The following is a 22,558-nucleotide window of genomic DNA, read 5'->3' as shown; positions in this document are numbered from 1 at the left end:
CGAATAGTTTCGTTCGGTCTCATCATTTCTCCTGGAGACTCCGTATTAGCGCTCGAATCATTCGTCCGATCTCGTCGCACTTTCCGGTCATCTGCCTGAACTCACTCTCGTCGATCAGGCCGATGCGATGAGAAATGAGCATATCCGTTTCCAATTCCTTCAACGAACCTTGAGAGATACGCAGAAACTGAATGAAACTTCCCGTGACTTCACGTCCGTGTCCTTCAGCAATATTGGCTGCGATTGAAGTCGCCGCCCTGCGTATCTGAGCCGTCAGACCGTAAACCTCCTCCCTGGGAAATTTTCTGGTCAGTTGATAGCAATCCACCGCGAGATCGATCGCCATCTGCCAGACCTTAAGATCCTTGTAGGAGTTTATCGTCTGCCCGCCCCTTCCAACTATTCGCTATTCGCTACTCACTATTCGCCGTTATGGCTTCGCCTTTTCATCCCCAGGCAGCACATACTCCGTGCCTTCCCAAGGCGACATAAAGTCGAAGTTGCGGAATTCCTGCTTCAGCTCGACCGGCTCGTAGACGACGCGCTTTGCCGCGTCGTCGTAGCGAACCTCGACGAAACCGGTGGTCGGGAAGTCCTTGCGCAGAGGGTGGCCTTCGAAGCCGTAGTCGGTCAGGATGCGGCGCAGGTCCGGATGGCCGGTGAAGAGCACGCCGTACATGTCCCAGGTCTCGCGCTCGAACCAGTCGGCGCCGGGATAGACGGGGCAGGCCGACGGAACCGGCGTATCCTCGTCGGTCGCGACCTTGATGCGGATGCGCAGGTTCTTCTTCGGCGACAGCAAGTGGTAGACGACATCGAAACGCAGCTCGCGCTGCGGCCAGTCGACTCCGCAAATATCGATCAGGTTGACGAAACCGCATTTGGCATCGTCGCGCAGGAAGGTCAGAAGCGCGACCAGGTTTTCACCCGTCGTCGTCAGCGTCAGTTCGCCATACTTGATCTGCGATGCGGCGATCAGGTTGCCGCGCGCTTCGCCAAGGTAGGACGCAAGCTCAGTCAGGGCTTCACTCATATGCCTTGTCCTTAACCCTTAGCGTTCGATCGTGCCGGTACGCCGGATCTTCTTCTGCAGCAGAAGCACGCCGTAAAGCAGCGCCTCTGCCGTGGGGGGACAGCCCGGCACGTAGATGTCGATCGGCACGATGCGGTCGCAGCCGCGCACCACCGAATAGGAATAGTGATAATAGCCGCCGCCATTGGCGCAGGAGCCCATCGAGATGACGTAGCGCGGCTCGGGCATCTGGTCGTAGACCTTGCGCAGCGCCGGCGCCATCTTGTTGGTCAGCGTGCCGGCGACGATCATCACGTCGGACTGGCGCGGCGAAGCGCGCGGCGCAAAACCGAAGCGCTCGACGTCGTAACGCGGCATGGACAGCTGCATCATTTCGACGGCGCAGCAGGCAAGACCGAAGGTCATCCACATCAGCGAGCCCGTGCGGGCCCAGTTGATCAGATCATCGGTCGAGGTGACGAGGAAACCCTTGTCGGCAAGCTCATTGTTGATCTCGCCGAAAAATGGGTCGTTGCTGCCGACCGGCTTGCCGGTCGAGGGATCGATAATCCCCTTCGGCTGCTGGGCAACAAGCGGCTGATTGCTCACAGGGGCTACTCCCATTCCAGGGCTCCCTTCTTCCATTCATAGATAAAGCCGATGGTCAGCACGAGAAGGAAGACCATCATGGACCAGAAGCCGAACCAGCCAATGGCGCCGAAGGAGACGGCCCAGGGGAAGAGGAAGGCGACTTCGAGGTCGAAGATGATGAAGAGGATCGACACGAGGTAGAAGCGGATGTCGAACTTCATGCGGGCGTCGTCGAAAGCGTTGAAGCCGCATTCGTAAGCCGAGAGCTTTTCCGAATCGGGCGCTTTGAAAGCCACGGCGAACGGCGCAATGAGCAGCGCCAGGCCGATAACGAGCGCAATAGCAATGAAGATAGCGATCGGAATATAAGAACTGAGCAGTTCAGTCATCATGTTCATCCCTGCTTGCCGGTGACGCCAGGCGGCGCATTTGGGCAAATGCCCGGCAAGCGAACGTGCGTTGCAACAAGCCGTGGTTAGCGCAGCCGAGGCCCCGGCGCAAGACTTTTACAGAGGCAATTCGACGCGTGTCGCGCGGACATTATCAAGCAGATGCAACGATGTCGCGACAAATCCGTGCAAGCCGTTTGAACCTGCATGCCTGACCATTGGAAACTGCATAGCTTTCGGAAGAAATGGCGCGAGTGACGGGGCTCGAACCCGCGACCTCCGGCGTGACAGGCCGGCACTCTAACCGACTGAGCTACACCCGCGCATTGATCGGCCATTTTGCGGCCGCGAGGATAAAGAGAACCGGACAAACGACAAATCGCATTTGCGTTTTACAAGACTTGAAATGGCGCGAGTGACGGGGCTCGAACCCGCGACCTCCGGCGTGACAGGCCGGCACTCTAACCAACTGAGCTACACCCGCAATTCATTTCAAGCAGTCCGGATGCCTTCGCACCCTCTCCAAAACGGCTGCCCGTTTCGATGAGCGGCTAACTACGGGGTTCGCCTTTTAGTGTCAAGCAGGTTTGGAGACAAAACCATGACAGTCCGCGAATTGTTTCGGTGGGTCGGGTGCAAGACGAACAAAAGCCGGCACTTCCGTCTTCCGCGGCGATGCTCAGGTGCCGACACAGTGCCTTCGAAACGGACATGCCCGCCGCCCGCCCCTCACTTTTTTACACCCGCGCCGGGCCTGAGCGGCATTGCCAGACACGGGACCACCACCAAAAAAATCAAAAAATCTTCACAAACACTCTTGCGGTTTTGCCGCGATCCGCATAGATCACGGCCACCAACGCGACAGGCCGATCCGGCTTCGTTTGCGATGGGCGATTAGCTCAGTTGGTAGAGCGCCTCGTTTACACCGAGGATGTCGGCGGTTCGAGTCCGTCATCGCCCACCATTTCCAAACATTCCTGCTGCTTGTTCATCAGATTAGGCTTCCGAATTAGCTCGCTAATCCGGCCAGTATCTGCGCAAGGTGTTTTGTCAGGAGACACCTCATGAAAACCGTTGCCATCATCTCTACGCTGCTTCTCGCAGGCGTGGCTGCGCCGCCGTGCATTGCCAGAGAGCCGGCGCAAGAGGTGTTCCTGTCTGCCGGGGACCAGACGATGACGACCTCGGGGGAAACCCCGGCGCGTGAAGCCAGGACCTATCTCCTGAGAATGCCGTCAGATCTGCCGATTAATTTTTCGGTCGATGCGGACAATTCAGCCTGCAGCCTGGAAATCAAGAAAACCAGCCAGCGCGGCGTCTTAAGCACAATCAGCCGATTCCCCGCATCTTTCAAAGACAGCGGTCAAAGCGGCGATGAATATACGTTTTCGTTTTTCCAAAACCGCGTTTCGTTTATGAGCGGCGCCCGATGCGCCTTCTCATTTTCTCTGACACAGATGTGACCATGTGTTTGGGGTGATGGGCATGCCTTGCCGCGCGCATACCCTCCAATTCATGCCTTCGCCAATTCCTTCTCCACCGCCGAAACCAGCCGCGAATCGTCGGCCGTCACATCGGGCGCGAATCGGGCGACGACTTTGCCGTCGCGGCCGATCAGGAATTTTTCGAAATTCCAGAGGATATCGTCCTCATCGCCGCCTGTCATGCCATGGGATTTCAGGCGTTCGCGCATTGGTCCGTCACCCGTCGTCGCGACACCCGACTTGGTCAGCTGCCGGTAAAGCGGGTGCTGGGCCTCGCCCTTGACCGAGATCTTCGAGAAGATCGGGAAGGTGACGTCGTAGGTGCTGGTGCAGAAATCGAGGATCTCGGCGTCGGTGCCGGGCTCCTGGCCCTTGAAGTCGTTTGCGGGAAAGGCGGCGATGACGAAGCCGCGCTCGCGCTTTTCCCCATAGAGCTTTTCCAGCCCGTCATACTGCGGGGTTAGCCCGCATTTCGAGGCGACGTTAACGATCAGAATCACCCTGCCCTTGTATTCGTTGAGCGTCATTTGACGACCATCCACAGTCTTGACCGGGATATCCAGCACATTGCCCGTCACGGGAACCTCCAATTTCAGCAATCTGTCCTTCGCTCAACTTAGCGATATCGCAGCCGTTGTCATCAGCGACGGGATCAACTCGGCGTCACTCCGGCTGCCAGCCCGGCCTTGCGGCCGGCGCCGGCTCTATGGGCAGAGATATCAGGCTGGCGAAGTTTCCCTGACGTCGTCGAGCAGGAAGTGCACGACGAGATAATCCGTCTTGTAATGGCGGCCACTGTCCGACACGGAATCGACGCTACCGCCGTCCTTCGGATGCCAGGGATGATAGTGGGGGTTGGTGGTGATCAGCGTAATGGCCTTGCCATCTCTTTCGCCAAGCCGGAAGCGCATCTCGGCGAGCGGCCAGATCCGCTCGTAATCCTGCATGGTGATTCGCGCCTTCAGCGCCTTGCGCTGCAGCGGCGCTTCGCCGGCCTCGGCTGGTGTTTCCAACACCACCTCCTCAGCTCCGCTGATGATGGCGTTGAATTCTTCAGGCCACATGCGTCTCATGAAATCGCTCCTCCCGAGGCTTTTTCGTCAGTTCACAGATGGAACTTAGCGGTTTGTTCGAAAGAAGCAAATTCCTGTCATGCGGTTGTCATCGGTGCCGGCTGCTCCTACCTTCCCGTCAAACCGCATCAGGGCCGTCAGTCGCCCGCAATCCCGAGATCAAGATGAAGACACGTGAAGAAAGGCAGGCGCTCCGGGCGAGCATGCCGCGCACCCCGCTCAGCGCCCATCATATGGAAAACGCCCGGCTGCTGCCGGATCGCGGCGAGCTGCTCTACCGGATTCCGAACGGCGGCATCGGCGTCGAGGTGGGAGCGGCCTTTGGCGAATATACGGCGGAGATCCTGGAAAAGAACCGACCGGCACAGCTCTACCTCATCGATCCCTGGTCGATGGATCGCTACAGTTCCGGGCTCGACTCGATCCACACGAATTTCGCGGCCGAGATCGAGGCCGGCCGGCTGCACCTGATGCAGGGCACATCGCTCGAGAAGCTTGCCGAATTCGAGGACGATTTCCTCGACTGGGCCTATATCGATACCGATCATTCCTTCGAGCTCACCTGGCAGGAACTCCTGCTCTGCGAAAAAAAGGTGAAGCGGACGGGGCGTATTGCCGGGCATGATTTCTGCACCGGCAATACGGTCAAGCCGATCGTCTACGGCGTCGTCGAGGCGGTTACCAAATTCTGCAAGGATTACGGCTGGCAATTCGAGTTCCTGACGGTCGAATCACACGCGCATTTTTCCTATTGCCTAAAGCGGCTCTGATCAGTCTAAAGCGCGGCGCGATCTTTCAGATTCGCTTCACACGCTTTAGGTCTTTGGTCTTGCGCATGTCTTCACCGCAAAACCGCTGCACACTTTTGCGTGACATGCTTTACGCCTGGCCGGAATATTGCTCGTCGCTGACCTTTTCCATCCAGTCGACGTGATTGCCGTCCAGCGCCTCATGAATGGCGATGTGCGTCATCGCCGTATCCGGGGCAGCACCGTGCCAATGTTTTTCGCCCGGCGCGAACCAGACGGTATCGCCGGCACGGATCTCGCGGATGTCCCCACCCCAACTCTGAGCGAGGCCCTTGCCTGATGTCACGATCAGCGTCTGGCCGAGCGGATGCGTATGCCAGGCCGTGCGGGCGCCGGGTTCGAAGGTGACGGAGACCGCCCTCACCCGTGCCGGCGCCGGCGTTTCCATCAGCGGATCCTGGCGAACGGTGCCGGTGAAATAGTCGGCCGGTGGCTTCGTCGAGGAGCGAGAGCCGACGGGTTTGATCTCCATGATCTTTCCTTTTCCATTGATTGCGGTTGAAGCCCTATATCGCGACGATATTTCATCGAGGCGACCAATCAAAGCTGGATCGGCAATTGCTGCGGACTCACCCGACTGATAATTCCAACACCTTTCACCTACGGAGGATTTTTCATGAAACACCATGCTTTTGGCCGCATGCCCTTCACCGTCACCAATGTCGGCTTCGGCGCATGGCAGATCGGCGGCTCCTGGGGTGATGTCAGCGAGGCCGACGGGCGCGCGGCGCTGAATGCCGCGCTCGATGCCGGCATGACATTCATCGATACGGCCGATGTCTATGGCGATGGCCGCTCTGAAAAAATCATTGCCGACGTGCTGAAGACGCGCGGTGGCGAACGCCCGATGGTCGCCACCAAGGCGGGCCGCCGCCTCAACCCGCATGTCGCCGAAGGCTACACCAAGGCTAATCTTGAAGGCTTCATCGACCGCAGCCTGGCGAATCTTGCCGTCGACAGCCTCGACCTCGTGCAGCTCCACTGCCCGCCGCGCGAAGTGCTTTACCAGCCTGAGGTCTTCGAGGGCCTGAACGCGCTGCAGAAGGCCGGCAAGATCAAGGGTTACGGTGTCAGCGTCGAAAAGGTCGAAGACGGGCTGAAGGCGATCGAATATCCCGGCGTCGTCAGCATCCAGATCATCTACAACATCTTCCGCCAGCGCCCCGACCACCTCTTCTTCCAGGAAGCGCGCCGCAGGAATGTGGCGATCATCGCCCGTGTGCCGCTCGCCAGCGGTCTTCTCTCCGGCAAGATCACCCGGGACACACATTTTGCCAGCGACGACCACCGCAATTTCAACCGCAACGGCGAGGCCTTCGATGTCGGCGAGACCTTTGCCGGCGTTCCCTTCGAGGTCGGCCTGCAGGCGGTGGAAGAGGTGCGCAAGCTGGTGCCCGAGGGCACGACCATGGCTGCCTTCGCGCTCCGCTGGATTCTGATGAGCGACGCTGTCACCGTCGTCATCCCCGGCGCCCGCAATGCCGAGCAGGCCAGGGCCAACGCGGCTGCCGCCGACCTTGCGCCGCTGTCAGCCGATGTCATGGCGGCAACGCGCGAGATCTATGAGCGGCTGATCGCGCCGCATGTGCACCAGCGCTGGTAGGCTATCGATATTCCAAAATGCAAATGGCCGAAAGGCAAAATGGCCGGGTTTTCGCCCGGCCATTTTTCTGTCGTGTAACTATCAGAAGCTCAGTTCGTGGCGGTCAGGTCGACCGGGAAGAACAGGGTCTCGCCGGAGGAGTCGCTGACGCCGTCATTGTCGGTGACCGCGTAGGGCTTGCCCGACGCGTCGAAAGTGAAGCCTTCGAGCTTGTCCAGCACATAGCCGTTGGTGGCAGACTTCAGCTCACCGAGGAAGTCATGGGCTTCGGTCTTCTTGACGACCGGCAACTCGCCGCCGAGCTTGGCGGGCTTCAGCTCCGATATCGCCACCTTGTAGAGCTTCTTCAGCCTGGCGGCATCGCCGACGAGATTGTCGCGCTCGATGATGTAAACGCTGTCGCCCTGAGCCGAGATTTCCGACAGGCCGACCCAGCCGCTTTCCGTCTTGTCGAGCGGATAGCGAACGGCACCCCATTCCTTCTTCTTCGGATTGTAGGAGACGAGCTTGACGAAGCCCTTCTCGTCGTCGCTCCACTCACGCTGGACCGCCATCCAGAGCGTGATGTCGTCGCCGGTACCGACAATGGTCACGCCTTCGAAGCCGTAGCGGATTTCGTTGGCGACGAGCTCCTTCGGCAGGGCGATCTCGGCCCTGATGTCGCCCTTGGCATTGACGTTGTAGAGGGCGTGCGGGACGAGACGCTCGCTGTAGCCTTCCGAGGCGAGCCAGAAGGAGCCATCGGCGGCAGCCGCGATGCCTTCGATGTCGAGCTTCTGGGCCGGGGCGCCGTCACGCTTGACGACGAGGGCGTCGATGATGACGGCCGGCTTCTTGCTGGCATCGATCGAGTAGATCGTCGGCTGCGAGCCCAGAACGCTGTCACTGACGGCGTAGAGCATGCCCGGTTTGCCCGGAACGGCGGCGAGACCCGAAAGGGCTGCAAAGCCGATCGGATTGCCGTCCTTCTCGGCGGAAACGATCTGCGGATAGGCCTTCTCGCCTTCCGAGCGCTCGTAGATCATCACATGCGAACGCGTGCCGCCATCCTTGCCGAGATCGACCTCGTTGGCGGTCGCAAAGAGATTGCGGGCGGGAATGGCGATCGCGCCTTCCGGCGAAATGCCTGATGGCAGCAGCTGGACGAGTTCGGGATCGGCGCCGGTATCCTTATAGACGCCGACGACCGAGGCACGTTCGGCGAGCAGGAAGAAATAATTGATGTCGCCGAACTTGGCGGCTTCGAGGCCTTCGGGCTCGACACCCTTCGATCCCGAGCGGCTTTCCGGATAGTGGCCGATATGGGCGACGGCGCGTTCGAAGGAAGCGCCCGATTCGTAGAGAAGCTTGCCCGTCTTGTCGAAGATGGTGAAGCCGCGTGAGCCGCCCTGGTAGTCGCCTTCATTGGCGACGACGAGGCGGTTGTCGTCCAGCCACTTCACGGCGTCGGGCTCGCGCAGCACGCCTTTGGCTTCGCCTGAGAATTTCAGGGCGCCGTCACGCTTGGTGTCGATACCGGAGAGATCGACGCTGCCGGCGGAGAAATGCGTCTTCACTTCAGCCGTGTTGGCGTCGATGATGACGATCTCGTTGTTTTCCTGCAGCGTCAGGGCAATCTCATTCAGGCTGTTGAAGGCGACGAATTCCGGCTCCGGATCCTCCGGGGCGACGCCGGTAAGCCCGGTCAGCGCCACGTGCTTGATGGTGCCGCAATCGACGGTGCCGTTCTTGACCTGGAAGACGACGAGATCGCCGGCCGGCATCTGCGGGATCTTGCCGTCATTGACGTCTTCGTCGCGCTCGTTTTCGATCGCTATGGCGCCGAGCGTCTTGTCCTTGTTGAGGGCGATCGAATCCGGCTGACCGCCGAGATCGCACGTGCTTTCGATCTTCTTGCTCGCCACGTCGACGATCGCCAGACGGCCCGAGGGCTTCGCCTTGCTTTCGGAGGTGTTGACGGCAACGAACGCCTTGCCGGCGCTCGAGGTGACCGAAGTCGGCTCGCCGTCCATCATCAGCGCGCCGCCGGCCTTGGGGCCCTTGGCATCGGTAATGTCGATAAAGCCGATCGCGCCGAGCGGGCTGTCGCTATAGATCAGCGTGTTGCCGTCGTCGGTCGCGGTGATGATCTCGGCGGAGCTCACCGACAGCTTGTCCTTGTCGACCGGCAGGTTCTCTGCGACCGGGAAGGAAGCGATGCGGTTGAAAACCGGCTCGGCCGCGGCCGGGAAGGCAACGGATGCGAGAAGCACGGCAGCAAGCGCTGCCTTGCGCGATGAAATTGTCATGAAATCCCCCATGTGTCGAACATTCGAAACATGAGTTTTCTGCGGGAGCGGCATGACAGAGGCATGACAGATGCGGCATTTTGCGTCAGATCATGTCAGGCGAGTTTCCGCTCCCGGCGCATCTCGTTGCGCATGATGAACAGAGAAGCGGAGAGAATAAGAGCCGCTCCCAGCCAGAGGTAGCCCGCCGGCGCATAACCGAAGAACAGCCAACCGGCCAGCACGTTCAACGGCAGCTTCAGATCGTCGAACGGCTGGACGTAGGCGGCATCGGCTGCAGCATAGGCGAGCGTCAGGAAATACTGCGCTACGGCAGTCAGCAGCCCCGCCAGCAGCAACAGGGCAAGGGTTGCACCCGTCGCACTGCAAAACCTGCCGCAAGCGCCAGCCCGCCATTTATCGGCGTCAGCAGAACGAGCAGCCAGACGGTGATCGTCTCCGGCCGTTCGATGCCTGTCAGGCTCTTGGTGATCAGCGACGAGCCGCCCCACAGCAGCGCCGAAAGCACAGGCAAGAGAGCCGCCCAGCCAAAACCATCAGACCATGGCTGCAGAATGATCATCGCCCCGGTGAAGCCCGCCGCCGTCGCAGCCCAGCGGGCCGGGCCGACACGCTCACCCAGAAATAGCCGGGCGCCCAGAATGATGAAGAAGGGCGAGGTCATCACCAGTGCAATCGCCTGCCAGATCGGCACCGTGGCAAGGCCGGCAACCCAAGCCTCGACGCCGAGCGCGGCAAGCGCGACGCGCGCAAGATGGCGCCAGGGATAGTGTGTGCACATCGCTGCAAGGCCGAGCCTCTTCAGGAACGGCAGCGAAAACAGGAAGGCGAAGCCATATTGCCAGAAGGCTGCCGACGCCGAGGGAAAGGCAAGCTTCATCGTCAGCCATTGGGTGACGACGTTGAGAAGCGAAAAGGCAATGCCGGCAAGGACCATCCAAAGTGCGCCGACAACGGCGCGGGACGGCTCGACTGCAAGGGAATTCTGATTCATGTCTTTCATCCGTGACCAGGGACCAACATAAATCAGGACGCATGAGGCACGGACACGAACGACATGGCGGATCCCCACCCTCGCACGACCGACGCTCATTCTCTTCCATCCGGACTTTAACCGTCGGCTCCGGAATCGCACCGGATCTGCTGACCCCTCCCCCGCTTGGACACGGGGAAAGGCGCTCGCGGGCTCGAGCCGAAACCCTTACCGCCGGTGGGGAGTTTCACCCCGCCCTGAGAACAGAAACGTCGTAGATCAAAGCCCGCGCGGCGGCAAGTGCTCCTAGATCCAGATGATTTTAGGCCGGATCGGCCTAAAATCTGAATCCGAATCTAAATCAAAAAGTAGAGCATGATGTCGTCCGAAAACCGCTCACACTTTTCGGCATCATGCTCTAAAGCAAAAGGGGTTCGGCAAAGCCGAACCCCTCTCAAATCCTGCACAGCTGGTCTCGTTTCCGGCTGGTGGATAATCTCAGATCAGCCGTTGACGGCGTCCTTCAGGCCCTTGCCGGGCGTGAATTTCGGAACGTTGCGAGCCGGAATGTCGACTTCAGCGCCCGTCGACGGGTTACGGCCCTTCGATGCGGCACGATGAGAAACGGTGAAGCTGCCGAAACCCGCGAGGCGGATGTCGCCCTTGTTCTTGAGTTCAGCCTGGACAACGTCAAAAACCGCGTCAACAGCGGAAGCCGCGTCAGACTTCGTCAGTCCTGCCTTTTCGGCTACTGCGGACACGAGTTCATTCTTGTTCATGTTTCCACCCCTTTCTAAATGGTATGAAACGACTCAAAAGTAAGCTAGGCGCAGAATAGGTTTCATCAGGCCCGCCGAAAACCCAAAAGCCCTGCAAATCAAGGAAAAGCAAGCGTCTACATGACGTTTTCACAAAAAAGGCTGGCGTTTCCGCCAGCCTTTTTGCGTGTTTTGGGCCAATTGGGCATAAATGTGGCAAAGGCCACTCAATGCGCTATGGTTGCGCCTGTCTCATCGAGGCCTTCGACCGTTGCGATGACCGGCGTTTCCACCGTGCCGTCCCATTCGATCGGCTCCGGCCGCCGGATCAACGCATGCTTGATCACCTCGCCCATGCGGGATACCGGGATGATCTCCATGTTGTTCTTCACGTTATCAGGAATCTCCGCCAGGTCCTTGGCGTTTTCCTCCGGAATCAGCACCTTCTTGATGCCGCCGCGAAGCGCTGCGAGCAACTTTTCCTTGAGACCGCCGATCGGCAGCACACGGCCGCGAAGGGTGATTTCACCGGTCATGGCCACATGCCTGTCCACCGGGATCCCGGTCATGATCGAGACGATCGCGGTTGCCATGGCGACGCCGGCCGAGGGGCCATCCTTCGGCGTCGCGCCTTCCGGCACGTGCACGTGGATGTCGCTCTTGTCGAAGCGCGGCGGCTCGATGCCGAAATCGACAGCGCGCGAGCGGACATAGGAGGCCGCTGCCGAGATCGATTCCTTCATGACTTCCTTCAGATTGCCGGTGACCGTCATGCGGCCCTTGCCCGGCATCATCACGCCTTCGATGGTCAGCAGCTCGCCACCGACTTCCGTCCAGGCAAGACCGGTCACGACGCCGACCTGATCCTCGCCCTCTGCTTCGCCATGGCGGAAGCGCGGGACGCCCAGGTAGTCGGAGATGTTGGCCGCCGTCACGTGAACGGCCTTCGTCTTGCCCTTGATGATCTCGGTGACCGCCTTGCGGGCGAGTTTCATCAGTTCGCGTTCGAAGTTGCGGACGCCGGCTTCGCGGGTGTACTGCTGGCTGATCGCCATCAGGGCGTCGTCGCTGACCGAGAATTCTTCCGGCTGCAACGCATGTTCCTTGATGGCCTTCGGCAGCAGGTGCCGCTTGGCGATCTCGCGCTTTTCATCCTCGGTGTAGCCGGCGATACGGATGATCTCCATGCGATCCATCAGGGGCGCTGGAATATTCAGTGTATTCGCCGTCGTGATGAACATCACATCCGACAGGTCGTACTCGACTTCCAGATAGTGGTCCATGAAGGTCATGTTCTGCGCCGGATCGAGCACTTCGAGCAGAGCCGAAGACGGATCGCCGCGATAGTCCTGGCCGAGCTTGTCGATTTCGTCGAGCAGGAACAGCGGGTTGGACTTCTTCGCCTTCTTCATCGACTGGATGACTTTGCCGGGCATCGAGCCGATATAGGTGCGGCGGTGACCACGGATTTCGGCTTCGTCGCGAACGCCGCCAAGCGCCATGCGGACATACTCACGGCCGGTCGCCTTGGCGATCGACTGGGCGAGCGAGGTCTTGCCGACGCCCGGAGGGCCGACGAGGCAGAGGATAGGGCCCTTGATCTTGGTAGCACGGGCCTGCACGGCCAGATATTCGACGATGCGCTCCTTGACCTTGTCGAGACCGAAGTGATCGGCTTCGAGGATCTTCTCGGCATTGTTGAGATCGGCCTTGATCTTCGACTTCTTGCCCCAGGGAATGCCGAGCAGCCAGTCCAGATAATTGCGCACGACGGTGGCTTCCGCCGACATCGGGCTCATCTGGCGCAGCTTCTTCAGCTCCGCATCGGCCTTTTCACGGGCTTCCTTGGACAGCTTGGTCTTGGAGATGCGCTCTTCCAGTTCGCTCATCTCGTCGCGGCCTTCCTCGCCGTCGCCGAGTTCCTTCTGGATCGCCTTCATCTGTTCATTGAGGTAATACTCGCGCTGAGTCTTCTCCATCTGGCGCTTGACGCGCGAGCGGATGCGCTTTTCGACCTGCAGCACCGAGATCTCGCCTTCCATGAAGCCGAGGGCCTTTTCGAGGCGCTGCTTGACGCTGGTGGTTTCCAGCATCTCCTGCTTCTCGGTGATCTTGATCGACAGATGCGAGGCGACCGTATCGGCGAGCTTGGAATAGTCGTCGATCTGGCTTGCGGCGCCGACCACTTCGGGCGAAATCTTCTTGTTGAGCTTCACGTAGCTCTCGAATTCGGAGACGACCGAACGCGACAAGGCTTCCAGTTCGACCGGATCGTCATGCGGCTCCTCGAGCACATGGCCAAGCGCCTCATAGAAATCCTCACGGCTGGTATAGGTGTCGATCTCGGCGCGGGCGCGGCCTTCGACCAGAACCTTGACGGTGCCGTCGGGCAGCTTCAAGAGCTGCAGCACGTTTGCCACGGTGCCGACATTGTGGATCGCGGAAGGATCCGGATCGTCGTCGCTGGCGTTGATCTGCGTCACCAGCATGATCTGCTTGTCGGAACCCATGACCTCTTCGAGCGCACGGATCGACTTTTCCCGTCCGACGAACAGCGGCACGATCATATGCGGGAAAACCACGATGTCGCGCAGGGGCAGAACAGGGTAGGCAGTGCTGCTCGCTACAGACGTTTTCTTCGTCATTTTATGTCCTTTCCATCGTCCCGTTGCCGGGCTCTCTGCACGGCCGCTTGGGACCGGCCGGCACTCTCACTTGTTGCTACAAGTGGAGGTTCTGACTACGCTTTTCAAGCCACGCTAACGCCCGCGTCCCTCGGATGTGACGGCATTATTACAACGGAACGCCAACACTATGAAGCGCGTGGCTGGACCGGCGCTTACCACTTCCGAGCCGGCTAAAATACAAACACCAGCAAGAGGCTTACGGAAACATTGCATCATTGCCAAGCACGATCCCTTGCGCAACATCGGCAAAGGCAATTTCGGTTCCCACGGGCAAATACTAACAGTGCCTTGCATGGTTTTTCAAATAGAAAGGGGCCTGCCTATGGCAAGCCCCCAAAATAATCACGCGAAAGCGGTAAAGATCACGCCGAAGCGTTGGCTTTTTCTTCCTGGCGATCGGCATAGATGTAAAGCGGACGGGCCGAACCGCGCACCACTTCCTCGGAGATGACGACCTCGCGCACACCTTCCAGCGTCGGCAGTTCGAACATCGTGTCGAGCAGGATCTTCTCCATGATCGAGCGAAGGCCGCGGGCGCCGGTCTTGCGCACGATCGCCTTGCGGGCGATTTCGCGAAGAGCGTCCTCGTGGAAGTTCAATTCCACGTCTTCCATCTCGAACAGGCGCTGATACTGCTTGATCAACGCGTTCTTCGGCTCGGACAGGATCTGGATCAGCGCGTCCTCATCGAGGTCCTCGAGCGTCGCCAGAACCGGCAAGCGGCCGATGAACTCAGGGATCAGGCCGAACTTGACCAGATCTTCAGGCTCCAGTTCGCGCAGAACCTCGCCGACGCGGCGGTCATCCTGCGACTTGACGCTAGCGCCAAAGCCGATCGAGGTCTTCTCGCCACGGGCAGAGATGATCTTGTCGAGGCCGGCAAAAGCGCCGCCGCAGATGAACAGGATGTTCGTCGTGTCGACCTGCAGGAATTCCTGCTGCGGGTGCTTGCGGCCGCCCTGCGGCGGAACGGAAGCGACCGTGCCTTCCATGATCTTCAGCAGCGCCTGCTGCACGCCCTCGCCCGAGACGTCACGGGTAATCGAGGGGTTGTCGGACTTGCGCGAAATCTTGTCGACTTCGTCGATGTAGACGATGCCGCGCTGTGCACGCTCGACGTTGTAGTCGGCCGACTGCAGCAGCTTCAGGATGATGTTTTCGACATCCTCGCCGACATAACCGGCCTCGGTCAGCGTCGTCGCATCAGCCATGGTGAAGGGAACGTCGATGATGCGGGCAAGCGTCTGGGCAAGATAAGTTTTGCCGCAGCCGGTCGGACCGACGAGCATGATGTTCGACTTCGCCAGCTCGACTTCGCCGTTCTTGGAGGCGTGCGCCAGGCGCTTGTAATGGTTGTGTACGGCTACCGACAGGATCTTCTTCGCCTGCCGCTGGCCGATGACATATTCGTCGAGGACCTTGATGATGTCCTGGGGCGTCGGAACGCCGTCGCGGGACTTGACCATCGAGGACTTGTTTTCCTCACGGATGATGTCCATGCACAATTCGACGCATTCATCGCAGATGAAGACGGTCGGTCCGGCAATCAGTTTCCGGACTTCGTGCTGGCTCTTTCCGCAGAACGAACAATAAAGAGTGTTCTTGGAGTCGCCGCCGTTGCTGCCGCTGACCTTGCTCATATCACTTTCCTTCCAGCACGCCGCATTTCAAGGCGAAATCGCGGTCCACTCTATCAGCTCCTGGCGGCACTCCGTTTCCGGAGCCTTTGCCGAGAAGGGCTTCAGGGGCTACGAACCGGGCCCAACCAATCATGTCCTGGCCCCGGCGGCAACGAATTCCCCTTCGAATGCCGAATGCTATGTCATAAAAATTCAACATAGCATTAATAGTTACTATTAGCGTCTTCGTCGCCGGATGAAAGCCCTTGTTCAATCACAAATGGGATAGAACTGTGGCGAGGAAAACACCATCCCTATTAATTACTAGCCTGCTCGCCTTCCATTTCGAGGCGCGACGTCAGAACCTTGTCGATCACGCCCCAGCTCTGGGCTTCGTCCGCATCCATGAAATGGTCACGATCGAGCGTCTTTTCAACTTCCTCATAGGTCCGGCCCGTGTGCTTGACGTAGACCTCGTTCAGGCGGCGCTTCATCTTGAGGATGTCGCGGGCATGACGCTCGATGTCCGAAGCCTGGCCCTGAAAGCCGCCCGAGGGCTGGTGCACCATGATGCGTGAATTCGGCGTGGCAAAGCGCATGTCCTTGTGGCCGGCTGCGAGAAGCAGCGAGCCCATGGACGCGGCCTGGCCGATGCAGAGCGTCGAAACCGCGGGCTTGATGAACTGCATCGTATCGTAGATCGCCATACCGGCGGTGACGACGCCACCGGGCGAATTGATGTAGAGGGCGATTTCCTTCTTCGGGTTTTCCGCCTCGAGGAAGAGCAGCTGGGCGCAGACGAGCGTCGCCATATGGTCCTCGACAGCACCTGTCAGGAAGATGATGCGTTCCTTCAACAGGCGGGAATAAATGTCGTAGGAGCGTTCACCGCGGTTGGTCTGTTCCACGACCATCGGAACGAGGGCCATTGCGGTATCGACTGGGTTTCTCATGTGCGTCCTTTGTCAACGTCTCGCCGGCCGGCGCCGGGAATCAAAGAAAAATCTCTTACCCCTACATAGAGTGTCCCGGCCCTTCTCTTCAAGACACGCATGAGGATAACGTTAAGAAGGCGGGGCAAGGCGGCTAAGCTCCTTCTTTTCATGCATGTCGTTATCCCGGAACCGCTGCACACTTCCGGGCGACATGCATTGAGCCTCTTTCCCTCAAACGCCTGTTAACGGCGAGCTCTTTGTACGGTCTCCCCCGGCTTTTCTCCATGACAGGATGAAGGAAGGCTTACTCTATTCGACAATACTCATGCACGTTTACCCGACGGAAAGCCTACCGGCAGATATCGGCCTAAAACAATGCCGCAGCGCAGCGACATTAAGGAAGTAGCGAGCTTCCTCGGCAAGGATGCGAACGGACAGACAAGGGGTTGCTGCCGTGTTCAATTTCGCTACAGGTCTCGCCATCTGGTGTTCCGAGGCCATGACGCTCGCTTTGGTGCTGTTCGTCGCCTGGCGCCACAATGTCAGGAACGAGGCCTATCTCTATTGGGGCCTGGGCTTCCTCCTGACCGGCATCGGCTTTGCGATGGTCGCGCTGCGCGGCGAAATCCCCAGCGTGCTTTCAGTAGAGGCGGGCAATGCCATCGCCCTGCTCGGCCAGAGCGCCTGGGTGGCTGGTTTTCTGGCACTCGACCGCAAGAGGATCGAATGGTGGGCACTGCTGCCGCCGGTAATTTGGCTCGCCGGTGTCTTCCTGCCCTGGGTCAACAGCGATTATTCAAACCGGGTGGTGCTCTACAACCTTGCTTCGGCGACGGGTGCGACGGCACTCGCCATGGCGGTCGCCGCCGGCGACATGCGCCGTGAGCGTACCCGCATCAAGCTCATGGGTGTGTTCATCCTCCAGGGCTGCCTGTGCTTCGGCTCGGCGCTGACGATGGCATTGACGATGCCAAGCGATATCGAGGCGACCAATCTTGGCGGCGCCTCCGCCATGGCCAGCGCCTTCCTGCTGACCATCGCCTTCGCGTTCACCTGCCGGCTGATCATGGAGCGCTCCGAACGGCACCTGCGTGCCCTCACCCTGACCGACTCGCTGACCGGCGTGCTCAACCGCCGCGGCCTGCTCGGCTATTTCAACGGCATCCAGGAACGTGCTCATAACGAGCAGCGCCAGGTTGCGGTGATCCTTTTCGATCTTGACCATTTCAAGCGCGTCAATGACCGTTTCGGCCACCAGTCCGGCGATGCCGTGTTGACCGCCTTTGCGCGCATGGCCCGCCAGTATATTCCGAACAACATCTTCGGCCGCATGGGCGGCGAGGAATTCGCCGCCTTCGCCGCCGTCGCGGACCAGACGGAAGCCGAGGCGATCGCCGAAGCGATCCGCACCGAATTCTGCCGTCTTCCCATCAGCACCGGCGAAGCGATCGTTCCGGTCACCGTCAGCATCGGCATCGCGCTCGCCTCCTCGATCGAAGCCAATATCGACAAGCTGATCTCGGCCGCCGACCGGGCGCTCTATGCGGCGAAGGCCGCCGGCCGCAACTGCACGGTCACCTTCGGCGAAGCGGAGGCCGCAGCCCCTGCACCAGCCACGCCGAACAGCACTGCCGGCGAACTCGTGCCGACGGTCGACGACCAGGTCGAAGCGCTGCGACGCATGGGCACGCTGTCGCGGGCCGGGTAGTCCGGGATCCCTGCCCCACATCTTTCCGAGGTCCGGCAAATCCGATAAGGCTCGGGACATGATGATCCCATCCTTTCTCTCGATCGACCGCGTCAACCGTCATGTCTCGCTGGACGGCCGCAACCCGGCCTTCTACGGCAACCCGAATGCCGTCTATGCCGCACTTCATGCCCATTGCCCGACCTTCTATTGGAGCGAGCAGAAGCAGTGGTTCTTCACGGGTTACGACCATGTGAACGGCCTGCTGCGCGACCGGCGCTTCGGCCGGCAGATCCTGCATATCGCCAGCCGCGAGGAGCTCGGCCTTGCCGAGCCGATGCCGCATCTTGCCAGTTTCGATCTCTCGGAGCGCTATTCCCTGCTCGAACTCGAACCGCCGGAGCACACGCGGCTCCGCACGCTCGTCAACCGCGCCTTCGTTTCCCGCCATGTCGAGAAGATGAAGCCGGAACTTGCCGAACTCGCCAACCGGCTGATCGACGGCTTCGCGGAGAAGCGTGAGATCGAGTTGCTCTCGGCCTTTGCCGACATCATCCCGGTGACGATGATCGCCCGGATGATCGGCATTCCCGAGGAGATGGGGCCGCAACTGCTCGCCTGGTCGCACGCCTATGTCCGCATGTACATGTTCGGCCGTACGCGCGAGCAGGAGGAAGAGGCCGAACGGGCGGCCAAGGAATTTTCCGACTACGTCAAGACGGTCATCGCAGAACGCCGTGTCGAACCGCGCGACGACCTGCTGACCCACATGATCCATACCGAGCATAAGGGCCAATATCTGACCGAGGAGGAGCTCGTCTCGACGACGATCGTGCTGCTCAATGCCGGACATGAGGCGACCGTGCATCAGATCGGCAACTCCGTGCGCACCATTCTCGACAGCGGCTGCGATCCGGCGGTACTCTTCCGGGACGAGGCGACGACGGAGCGCACCGTCGAGGAAACCCTGCGCATCTGCGCGCCGGTCCACATCTTCCAGCGCTGGGCCCTGGAGCCTGCCGAAATCGACGGCGTCTCCTTCAAGCGCGGCGACAAGGTTAGCCTCATCCTCGCCGCCGCCAATCTCGACCCGGCGAAATTCACCGATCCCCTCACCTTCAAGCCCGACCGCAACGAGGCGGCAAACCTCTCCTTCGGCGCCGGCATCCATTTCTGCATCGGCGCGCCGCTGGCGCGGCTGGAGCTCAACGTCGTGCTGCCGATCCTGTTCGAACGGCTTACCCGCCTGAGGCTGGCGAAGACGCCGGTGGTCAAGGACGTCTACCATTTCCACGGGCTGGACCGGCTGGATCTGCAATGGTGATCCGTCCTCTGAGCTGGGCAATGTCTGGAATGCCGGCGAGCAGTTCGATCGCGCCGCCGCGCGACCGGATCCCATTCTGTACCTGTAGAGGAAACCGAAGCCGAAGGCCGAAAGGCGACCGCCGCGCCCCCAACCATGGAAATCGCGGCGGCGAGCGGAACCGCCAGAAAAAGCCGGCCACAGCCGAAAACTATCCAATGGAAAATACGGTCGCCGCCGGTAACGATCCGTCAATACCGAGCCTATGCCACGACCTTTTGCGCCATCATGCGGCTGACTCTTCTTCCAGCCTGCTTGATATGTCGTATGCCGACATAGGTTTTCCAATCAGATATCCTTGAAGCTGATCGCAGCCGGCGTCGCGCAAGATCGCCGCCTGGCGGATAGTCTCGATACCTTCCGCGGTAACGGGAATTCGTAGCGCGGTCGCGAGCGAGATGGTTGCCCGGAGAACATCAGCGCCATTAGCGCCTTCGTCGAGGGCCGACACGAGTGAACGGTCGATTTTCATGCGATCAAACCCGAACTGCCGCAATGCGCCGATGCTGGCGTATCCGCAGCCAAAGTCGTCGAGCGCGAACTTTATGCCGACGCGCTTGAGCTGGTCTATCGACCGACGGGCCTGATCCGGGTTTGTCATCAGAACGCCTTCGGTGATCTCCAATGTCAGGCGGTTGGGATTGAAATCGAGCTCCTGCAGGACCGAGATCACTTCGGCGGCAAATTCCGGATTGCAGAGCTGGATCGGCGAAACGTTCACCGACAATGCCAGATCGGGCCAGCCCTTGGCATGCTCGATCGATGTCCTCAGCATATGAACGCCGAGTGCATCGATGAGGCCGCATCTCTCGGCAAGAGGGATGAAAATCTCCGGGCTGATATTTCCGGTTGCAGTTCGCCAGCGCGCCAGTGCTTCAAGACCGGTCACAGCGCCGGTCGAAGCAGAGACGAGAGGTTGGAAAACGGCCTCGATTGCGCCACTGCTGATGGCATTCTTCAACAGGCCTTCTAGTTCGGCGACCCGTTGGCGTTCCCGGTCCAGTTCGGGGTCGTATTCGATCGCCTGGCCTCTGCCATTCGCCTTGGCACGATAAAGGGCCATGTCCGCTCTGCGGAGAAGCTCCAAGGGCGGCACGTCGCCGTCGCGAGCAGCAGCTCCTATGCTTGCGCCAACTTCGATTGTTCGTCCGTCGATTTTGAAGGGCTCGGCAAACAGCGCCAAAATCGTCTTTTCCATATCTCCGCACGTGGCGGAACCGACGTGCACCAGCGCAAATTCATCGCCCCCGAGCCGCGCCGTGGCAATGATTTCGGGGTGGCAGGCGGTTAGCGCCTTGGAGACCAGCCGGATCAAATCGTCCCCCACCGCATGGCCCCAGGCGTCGTTGACGGCCTTGAAGCCATCAAGGTCGACGAGATAAAGCCGATGTGGCGAAAAGGCCGAATTTTCTAACTCTTCCAATAGGTTGAGAAGCCCGTGTCTGTTCAACAGGCCGCTCAGGCTATCGTGGTCGGCTTCGAAAATCGCTGTTTGCGCCAATTGGCGCAGGCGCCGCGCCTCGGAGGCGCCAACCAGCAGAACGCCGATCAGGAACAGCGCAAGGATGACGATAGCGGCTGCGACATAGGGGTAGACCTGATGAAACACGGCGCTTCCCGGCGCTTTGCTGGGCCAGACGAGATAGCCGATGACGGCCCCCTTCATGTCGGTGATCGGCGTGTTCAGGAACTCCGGCTTCGGCGTCGTCTCAAGGCGCAAGCCTTCAAGTTCATGTTCGTTCGAGAGCGTGTCGATAACTTCCGATGTAAATTCCTTGTAGAAACTCAGCGTGCTGAGCTTCGGAAGCTCCGCGGTCACCTCGAAAGGCTGGATCGCCTGCGAGGCGATCAGGGCTATACCGCTTTCGGTCTTGATGAAATTGACCACCGGCGCCCTCGCCGGAGCTGCGGCCGCATTGGTCTGCTGATAAAAGGCTTCCCCGAAAAACGTGCCCGGCTGGAAGGGCTTGCCTTTGGCATAGGCCGAGACGATCGAAGACCGGTCAGGGCCGGTTACGATCGCGCCGTCATAAAGCGCATAATCCTCGCTGGTTTTTCCCCAATTCTCATAGGCCCAATCCGCAGCGGCTGGAGATGAGGCAGCGCTATAGGCATCGTCCCATATGGCATTGTCCGTCGTTGTCCCGCTCAAGCGACCCACAAAGGCTGCGACCGCCGCGCGGGCGGCGCGACTGGCCCTGGCATCGTCGATCTCGTTGGCCGACCGGGTCATCGTGACGACGACATGTGCCATCAGGCCGGTCAATACGAGGGCGACGACTAGGAAGAAGACCGTTGTCGCGATGATGGAAGACGTCTGGGTTCGAACGTACCTACCTGCAAGATTCGACGACATGCCAATTCCGGAATGATTAATTGCAAGGCCATGTCTATGAGACGGCAGGAGACATCATGTCCGCAATGCGCTGCAGACAAGGTTTAGCATTTGCCGATGTAGGCACGATTAATGGGATTGGTTAAAAGCATTTCAATCCGGGACAACGGGTCATGAATACCGTCGTTGCCTGCTTGCCGTCAGGGATTATCGCCGTGAAAGAGACGACAAGGTGAAGCCGAAAACGGAACAGGGTCGGCTTCGTTCGCCCCGCTCAAACCTTGATCACATAGTCCTTGCGAGTCGTTTCAATGACTTCCCACGTCCCCTTGAAGCCGGGCCTGAGGATCATCCGGTCGCCCGCCTTCAGATGAACCGGCTCACCGCCGTCCTCCGTCACGATCGAATGGCCGGACAGCAGACTGAAATATTCCCATTCCTCGTAAACGATCCGCCACTTGCCCAGTGTCGCCTCCCAGATGCCGGAATAGAGGCCGCCTTCGGCCTCCTCCAGATTCCAGGTGCGAAAATGCGGATCGCCGGAGATAATCCGATCGGCTTCGGGGGCGCCGAATTCCGGTTGGACGCCATCAATGCTGAAGGTGATGAAATTTGTCATGGTCGCCGTAGATCCCTCTGATCTCAGATGTGGTTCGCACATACCTTTGACAACTTCCCTATTGAAATCATAGAGCTTTTCCTGCGGAAGCGTCACGTACGTCTGGCTGTTTCCTCACATACCTTTGCTCAAGCATGTTCCTTACGTCAAATACCCTTGACCAATTCTACAACCACAAACTAAACCATTGTTTTTTTAAAATTTATCGCATGCACGCCTTGCGCCGGACTGGCTGTCGAACAGCCACAAGGGAAGGACGGATGCGGAGTTGTCGCTTCGTCTTGATTCTAAGGAGCTTATGACCCGCACTTACGAACAGCTTGTCCCGCGAGC

The 22,558-nt window shown here is 59.6% G+C and carries 19 protein-coding genes, 3 tRNA genes, 1 pseudogene and 1 riboswitch; of the genes and pseudogenes, 6 read left to right on the top strand and 17 right to left on the bottom strand.

What is annotated here, in order from left to right:
- Positions 1-22 precede the first annotated feature (22 nt).
- From BA011_RS04440 to BA011_RS04415, 6 genes are all read right to left on the bottom strand, one after another.
- Positions 23-346, bottom strand: coding sequence for a four helix bundle protein (locus BA011_RS04440; protein WP_065279573.1), 324 nt, complete (start codon positions 344-346; stop codon positions 23-25).
- 84 nt (positions 347-430) lie between these two features.
- Complete coding sequence (locus BA011_RS04435) at positions 431-1,033, bottom strand: NADH-quinone oxidoreductase subunit C (protein WP_065279572.1); 603 nt, start codon at positions 1,031-1,033, stop codon at positions 431-433.
- A gap of 18 nt (positions 1,034-1,051) precedes the next feature.
- On the bottom strand, positions 1,052-1,636 hold the full coding sequence (locus BA011_RS04430; protein ID WP_065279571.1) for a NuoB/complex I 20 kDa subunit family protein: 585 nt from the start codon (positions 1,634-1,636) through the stop codon (positions 1,052-1,054).
- Positions 1,627-1,992, bottom strand: a complete 366-nt coding sequence (locus BA011_RS04425; RefSeq protein WP_010055493.1) for an NADH-quinone oxidoreductase subunit A — start codon at positions 1,990-1,992, stop codon at positions 1,627-1,629. Before BA011_RS04425 ends, BA011_RS04430 begins: the two co-directional genes overlap by 10 nt.
- Before the next feature lie 246 nt (positions 1,993-2,238).
- Positions 2,239-2,315, bottom strand: a tRNA-Asp gene (locus BA011_RS04420).
- A gap of 84 nt (positions 2,316-2,399) precedes the next feature.
- Positions 2,400-2,476: transfer RNA gene (locus BA011_RS04415), tRNA-Asp, on the bottom strand.
- A gap of 404 nt (positions 2,477-2,880) precedes the next feature.
- Between BA011_RS04415 and BA011_RS04410 the strand changes: the two genes are divergently transcribed.
- Both BA011_RS04410 and BA011_RS04405 read left to right on the top strand, forming a co-directional pair.
- A tRNA-Val gene (locus BA011_RS04410) sits at positions 2,881-2,956 on the top strand.
- A gap of 100 nt (positions 2,957-3,056) precedes the next feature.
- Positions 3,057-3,455 carry a hypothetical protein gene (locus BA011_RS04405; protein WP_065279570.1) on the top strand — a complete coding sequence of 133 codons (399 nt, stop codon included), beginning with the start codon at positions 3,057-3,059 and terminating at the stop codon, positions 3,453-3,455.
- 50 nt (positions 3,456-3,505) lie between these two features.
- Here the strand turns inward: BA011_RS04405 and BA011_RS04400 are convergent, their stop codons facing one another.
- Entirely contained in the window at positions 3,506-4,054 is a 549-nt protein-coding gene (locus tag BA011_RS04400; protein WP_065279569.1) for a glutathione peroxidase, read from the bottom strand.
- Between the two features lie 141 nt (positions 4,055-4,195).
- Positions 4,196-4,549: a hypothetical protein gene (locus tag BA011_RS04395; RefSeq protein WP_065279568.1), complete on the bottom strand. Its 354-nt coding sequence runs from the start codon at positions 4,547-4,549 to the stop codon at positions 4,196-4,198.
- Positions 4,550-4,713: 164 nt separating this feature from the next.
- Between BA011_RS04395 and BA011_RS04390 the strand changes: the two genes are divergently transcribed.
- On the top strand, positions 4,714-5,319 hold the full coding sequence (locus BA011_RS04390; protein WP_011651366.1) for a class I SAM-dependent methyltransferase: 606 nt from the start codon (positions 4,714-4,716) through the stop codon (positions 5,317-5,319).
- 109 nt (positions 5,320-5,428) lie between these two features.
- On the opposite strand, the gene BA011_RS04385 is transcribed toward BA011_RS04390, so the two are convergent.
- Positions 5,429-5,830, bottom strand: a complete 402-nt coding sequence (locus BA011_RS04385) for a cupin domain-containing protein (RefSeq protein WP_065279567.1) — start codon at positions 5,828-5,830, stop codon at positions 5,429-5,431.
- Positions 5,831-5,974: 144 nt separating this feature from the next.
- Here BA011_RS04385 and BA011_RS04380 point away from each other — a divergent pair, with 144 nt between their 5' ends.
- A complete protein-coding gene (locus tag BA011_RS04380; protein WP_065279566.1) occupies positions 5,975-6,961 on the top strand; it encodes an aldo/keto reductase in 987 nt (328 codons plus the stop codon).
- Positions 6,962-7,050: 89 nt separating this feature from the next.
- Here BA011_RS04380 and BA011_RS04375 read toward each other — a convergent pair whose 3' ends face one another.
- The 6 genes and pseudogenes from BA011_RS04375 to clpP form a co-directional block, all read right to left on the bottom strand.
- Complete coding sequence (locus BA011_RS04375; RefSeq protein WP_186806499.1) at positions 7,051-9,261, bottom strand: esterase-like activity of phytase family protein; 2,211 nt, start codon at positions 9,259-9,261, stop codon at positions 7,051-7,053.
- An 83-nt stretch (positions 9,262-9,344) separates the two neighbouring features.
- Positions 9,345-10,252, bottom strand: a pseudogene (gene ribN / locus BA011_RS04370) (riboflavin transporter RibN).
- Positions 10,253-10,336: 84 nt separating this feature from the next.
- Positions 10,337-10,491: riboswitch (FMN riboswitch) on the bottom strand.
- Positions 10,492-10,725: 234 nt separating this feature from the next.
- The gene (hupB, locus tag BA011_RS04365; RefSeq protein WP_003547346.1) at positions 10,726-11,001 is read right to left on the bottom strand and encodes a DNA-binding protein HupB; all 276 of its coding nucleotides are present in this window, start codon (positions 10,999-11,001) and stop codon (positions 10,726-10,728) included.
- A gap of 206 nt (positions 11,002-11,207) precedes the next feature.
- Entirely contained in the window at positions 11,208-13,625 is a 2,418-nt protein-coding gene (gene lon, locus BA011_RS04360) for an endopeptidase La (RefSeq protein WP_017959927.1), read from the bottom strand.
- Positions 13,626-14,029: 404 nt separating this feature from the next.
- Positions 14,030-15,307 carry an ATP-dependent Clp protease ATP-binding subunit ClpX gene (clpX, locus tag BA011_RS04355; protein WP_003547337.1) on the bottom strand — a complete coding sequence of 426 codons (1,278 nt, stop codon included), beginning with the start codon at positions 15,305-15,307 and terminating at the stop codon, positions 14,030-14,032.
- A gap of 296 nt (positions 15,308-15,603) precedes the next feature.
- Positions 15,604-16,239 (bottom strand): ATP-dependent Clp endopeptidase proteolytic subunit ClpP, encoded by a 636-nt coding sequence (clpP, locus tag BA011_RS04350; protein WP_017959926.1) that lies wholly within the window; start codon positions 16,237-16,239, stop codon positions 15,604-15,606.
- A gap of 436 nt (positions 16,240-16,675) precedes the next feature.
- Here clpP and BA011_RS04345 point away from each other — a divergent pair, with 436 nt between their 5' ends.
- Together BA011_RS04345 and BA011_RS04340 are read left to right on the top strand one after the other, a co-directional pair.
- Entirely contained in the window at positions 16,676-17,929 is a 1,254-nt protein-coding gene (locus BA011_RS04345; protein WP_065282409.1) for a GGDEF domain-containing protein, read from the top strand.
- A gap of 58 nt (positions 17,930-17,987) precedes the next feature.
- Entirely contained in the window at positions 17,988-19,232 is a 1,245-nt protein-coding gene (locus BA011_RS04340; protein ID WP_065279565.1) for a cytochrome P450, read from the top strand.
- A gap of 265 nt (positions 19,233-19,497) precedes the next feature.
- Here the strand turns inward: BA011_RS04340 and BA011_RS04335 are convergent, their stop codons facing one another.
- Both BA011_RS04335 and BA011_RS04330 read right to left on the bottom strand, forming a co-directional pair.
- A complete protein-coding gene (locus tag BA011_RS04335) occupies positions 19,498-21,627 on the bottom strand; it encodes a putative bifunctional diguanylate cyclase/phosphodiesterase (RefSeq protein ID WP_065279564.1) in 2,130 nt (709 codons plus the stop codon).
- 253 nt (positions 21,628-21,880) lie between these two features.
- Positions 21,881-22,225: a cupin domain-containing protein gene (locus BA011_RS04330; RefSeq protein ID WP_065279563.1), complete on the bottom strand. Its 345-nt coding sequence runs from the start codon at positions 22,223-22,225 to the stop codon at positions 21,881-21,883.
- Positions 22,226-22,558: the final 333 nt, after the last annotated feature.

It is taken from the genome of Rhizobium leguminosarum (assembly GCF_001679785.1).
Taxonomy (GTDB): domain Bacteria; phylum Pseudomonadota; class Alphaproteobacteria; order Rhizobiales; family Rhizobiaceae; genus Rhizobium; species Rhizobium leguminosarum_R.
The sequence above is the reverse complement of the archived record's forward strand: the minus strand, read 5'-3'. Positions and strand labels throughout refer to the sequence as shown.

Coding starts and splice junctions, on each gene's coding strand:
- BA011_RS04430 (WP_065279571.1), bottom strand. CDS start 1,636: ATGGGAGTAGCCCCTGTGAGCAATCAGCCGCTTGTTGCCCAGCAGCCG.
- BA011_RS04405 (WP_065279570.1), top strand. CDS start 3,057: ATGAAAACCGTTGCCATCATCTCTACGCTGCTTCTCGCAGGCGTGGCT.
- BA011_RS04425 (WP_010055493.1), bottom strand. CDS start 1,992: ATGACTGAACTGCTCAGTTCTTATATTCCGATCGCTATCTTCATTGCT.
- BA011_RS04375 (WP_186806499.1), bottom strand. CDS start 9,261: ATGGGGGATTTCATGACAATTTCATCGCGCAAGGCAGCGCTTGCTGCC.
- BA011_RS04390 (WP_011651366.1), top strand. CDS start 4,714: ATGAAGACACGTGAAGAAAGGCAGGCGCTCCGGGCGAGCATGCCGCGC.
- BA011_RS04335 (WP_065279564.1), bottom strand. CDS start 21,627: ATGTCGTCGAATCTTGCAGGTAGGTACGTTCGAACCCAGACGTCTTCC.
- clpX (WP_003547337.1), bottom strand. CDS start 15,307: ATGAGCAAGGTCAGCGGCAGCAACGGCGGCGACTCCAAGAACACTCTT.
- clpP (WP_017959926.1), bottom strand. CDS start 16,239: ATGAGAAACCCAGTCGATACCGCAATGGCCCTCGTTCCGATGGTCGTG.
- hupB (WP_003547346.1), bottom strand. CDS start 11,001: ATGAACAAGAATGAACTCGTGTCCGCAGTAGCCGAAAAGGCAGGACTG.
- lon (WP_017959927.1), bottom strand. CDS start 13,625: ATGACGAAGAAAACGTCTGTAGCGAGCAGCACTGCCTACCCTGTTCTG.
- BA011_RS04395 (WP_065279568.1), bottom strand. CDS start 4,549: ATGAGACGCATGTGGCCTGAAGAATTCAACGCCATCATCAGCGGAGCT.
- BA011_RS04385 (WP_065279567.1), bottom strand. CDS start 5,830: ATGGAGATCAAACCCGTCGGCTCTCGCTCCTCGACGAAGCCACCGGCC.
- BA011_RS04340 (WP_065279565.1), top strand. CDS start 17,988: ATGATGATCCCATCCTTTCTCTCGATCGACCGCGTCAACCGTCATGTC.
- BA011_RS04435 (WP_065279572.1), bottom strand. CDS start 1,033: ATGAGTGAAGCCCTGACTGAGCTTGCGTCCTACCTTGGCGAAGCGCGC.
- BA011_RS04330 (WP_065279563.1), bottom strand. CDS start 22,225: ATGACAAATTTCATCACCTTCAGCATTGATGGCGTCCAACCGGAATTC.
- BA011_RS04440 (WP_065279573.1), bottom strand. CDS start 346: ATGGCGATCGATCTCGCGGTGGATTGCTATCAACTGACCAGAAAATTT.
- BA011_RS04380 (WP_065279566.1), top strand. CDS start 5,975: ATGAAACACCATGCTTTTGGCCGCATGCCCTTCACCGTCACCAATGTC.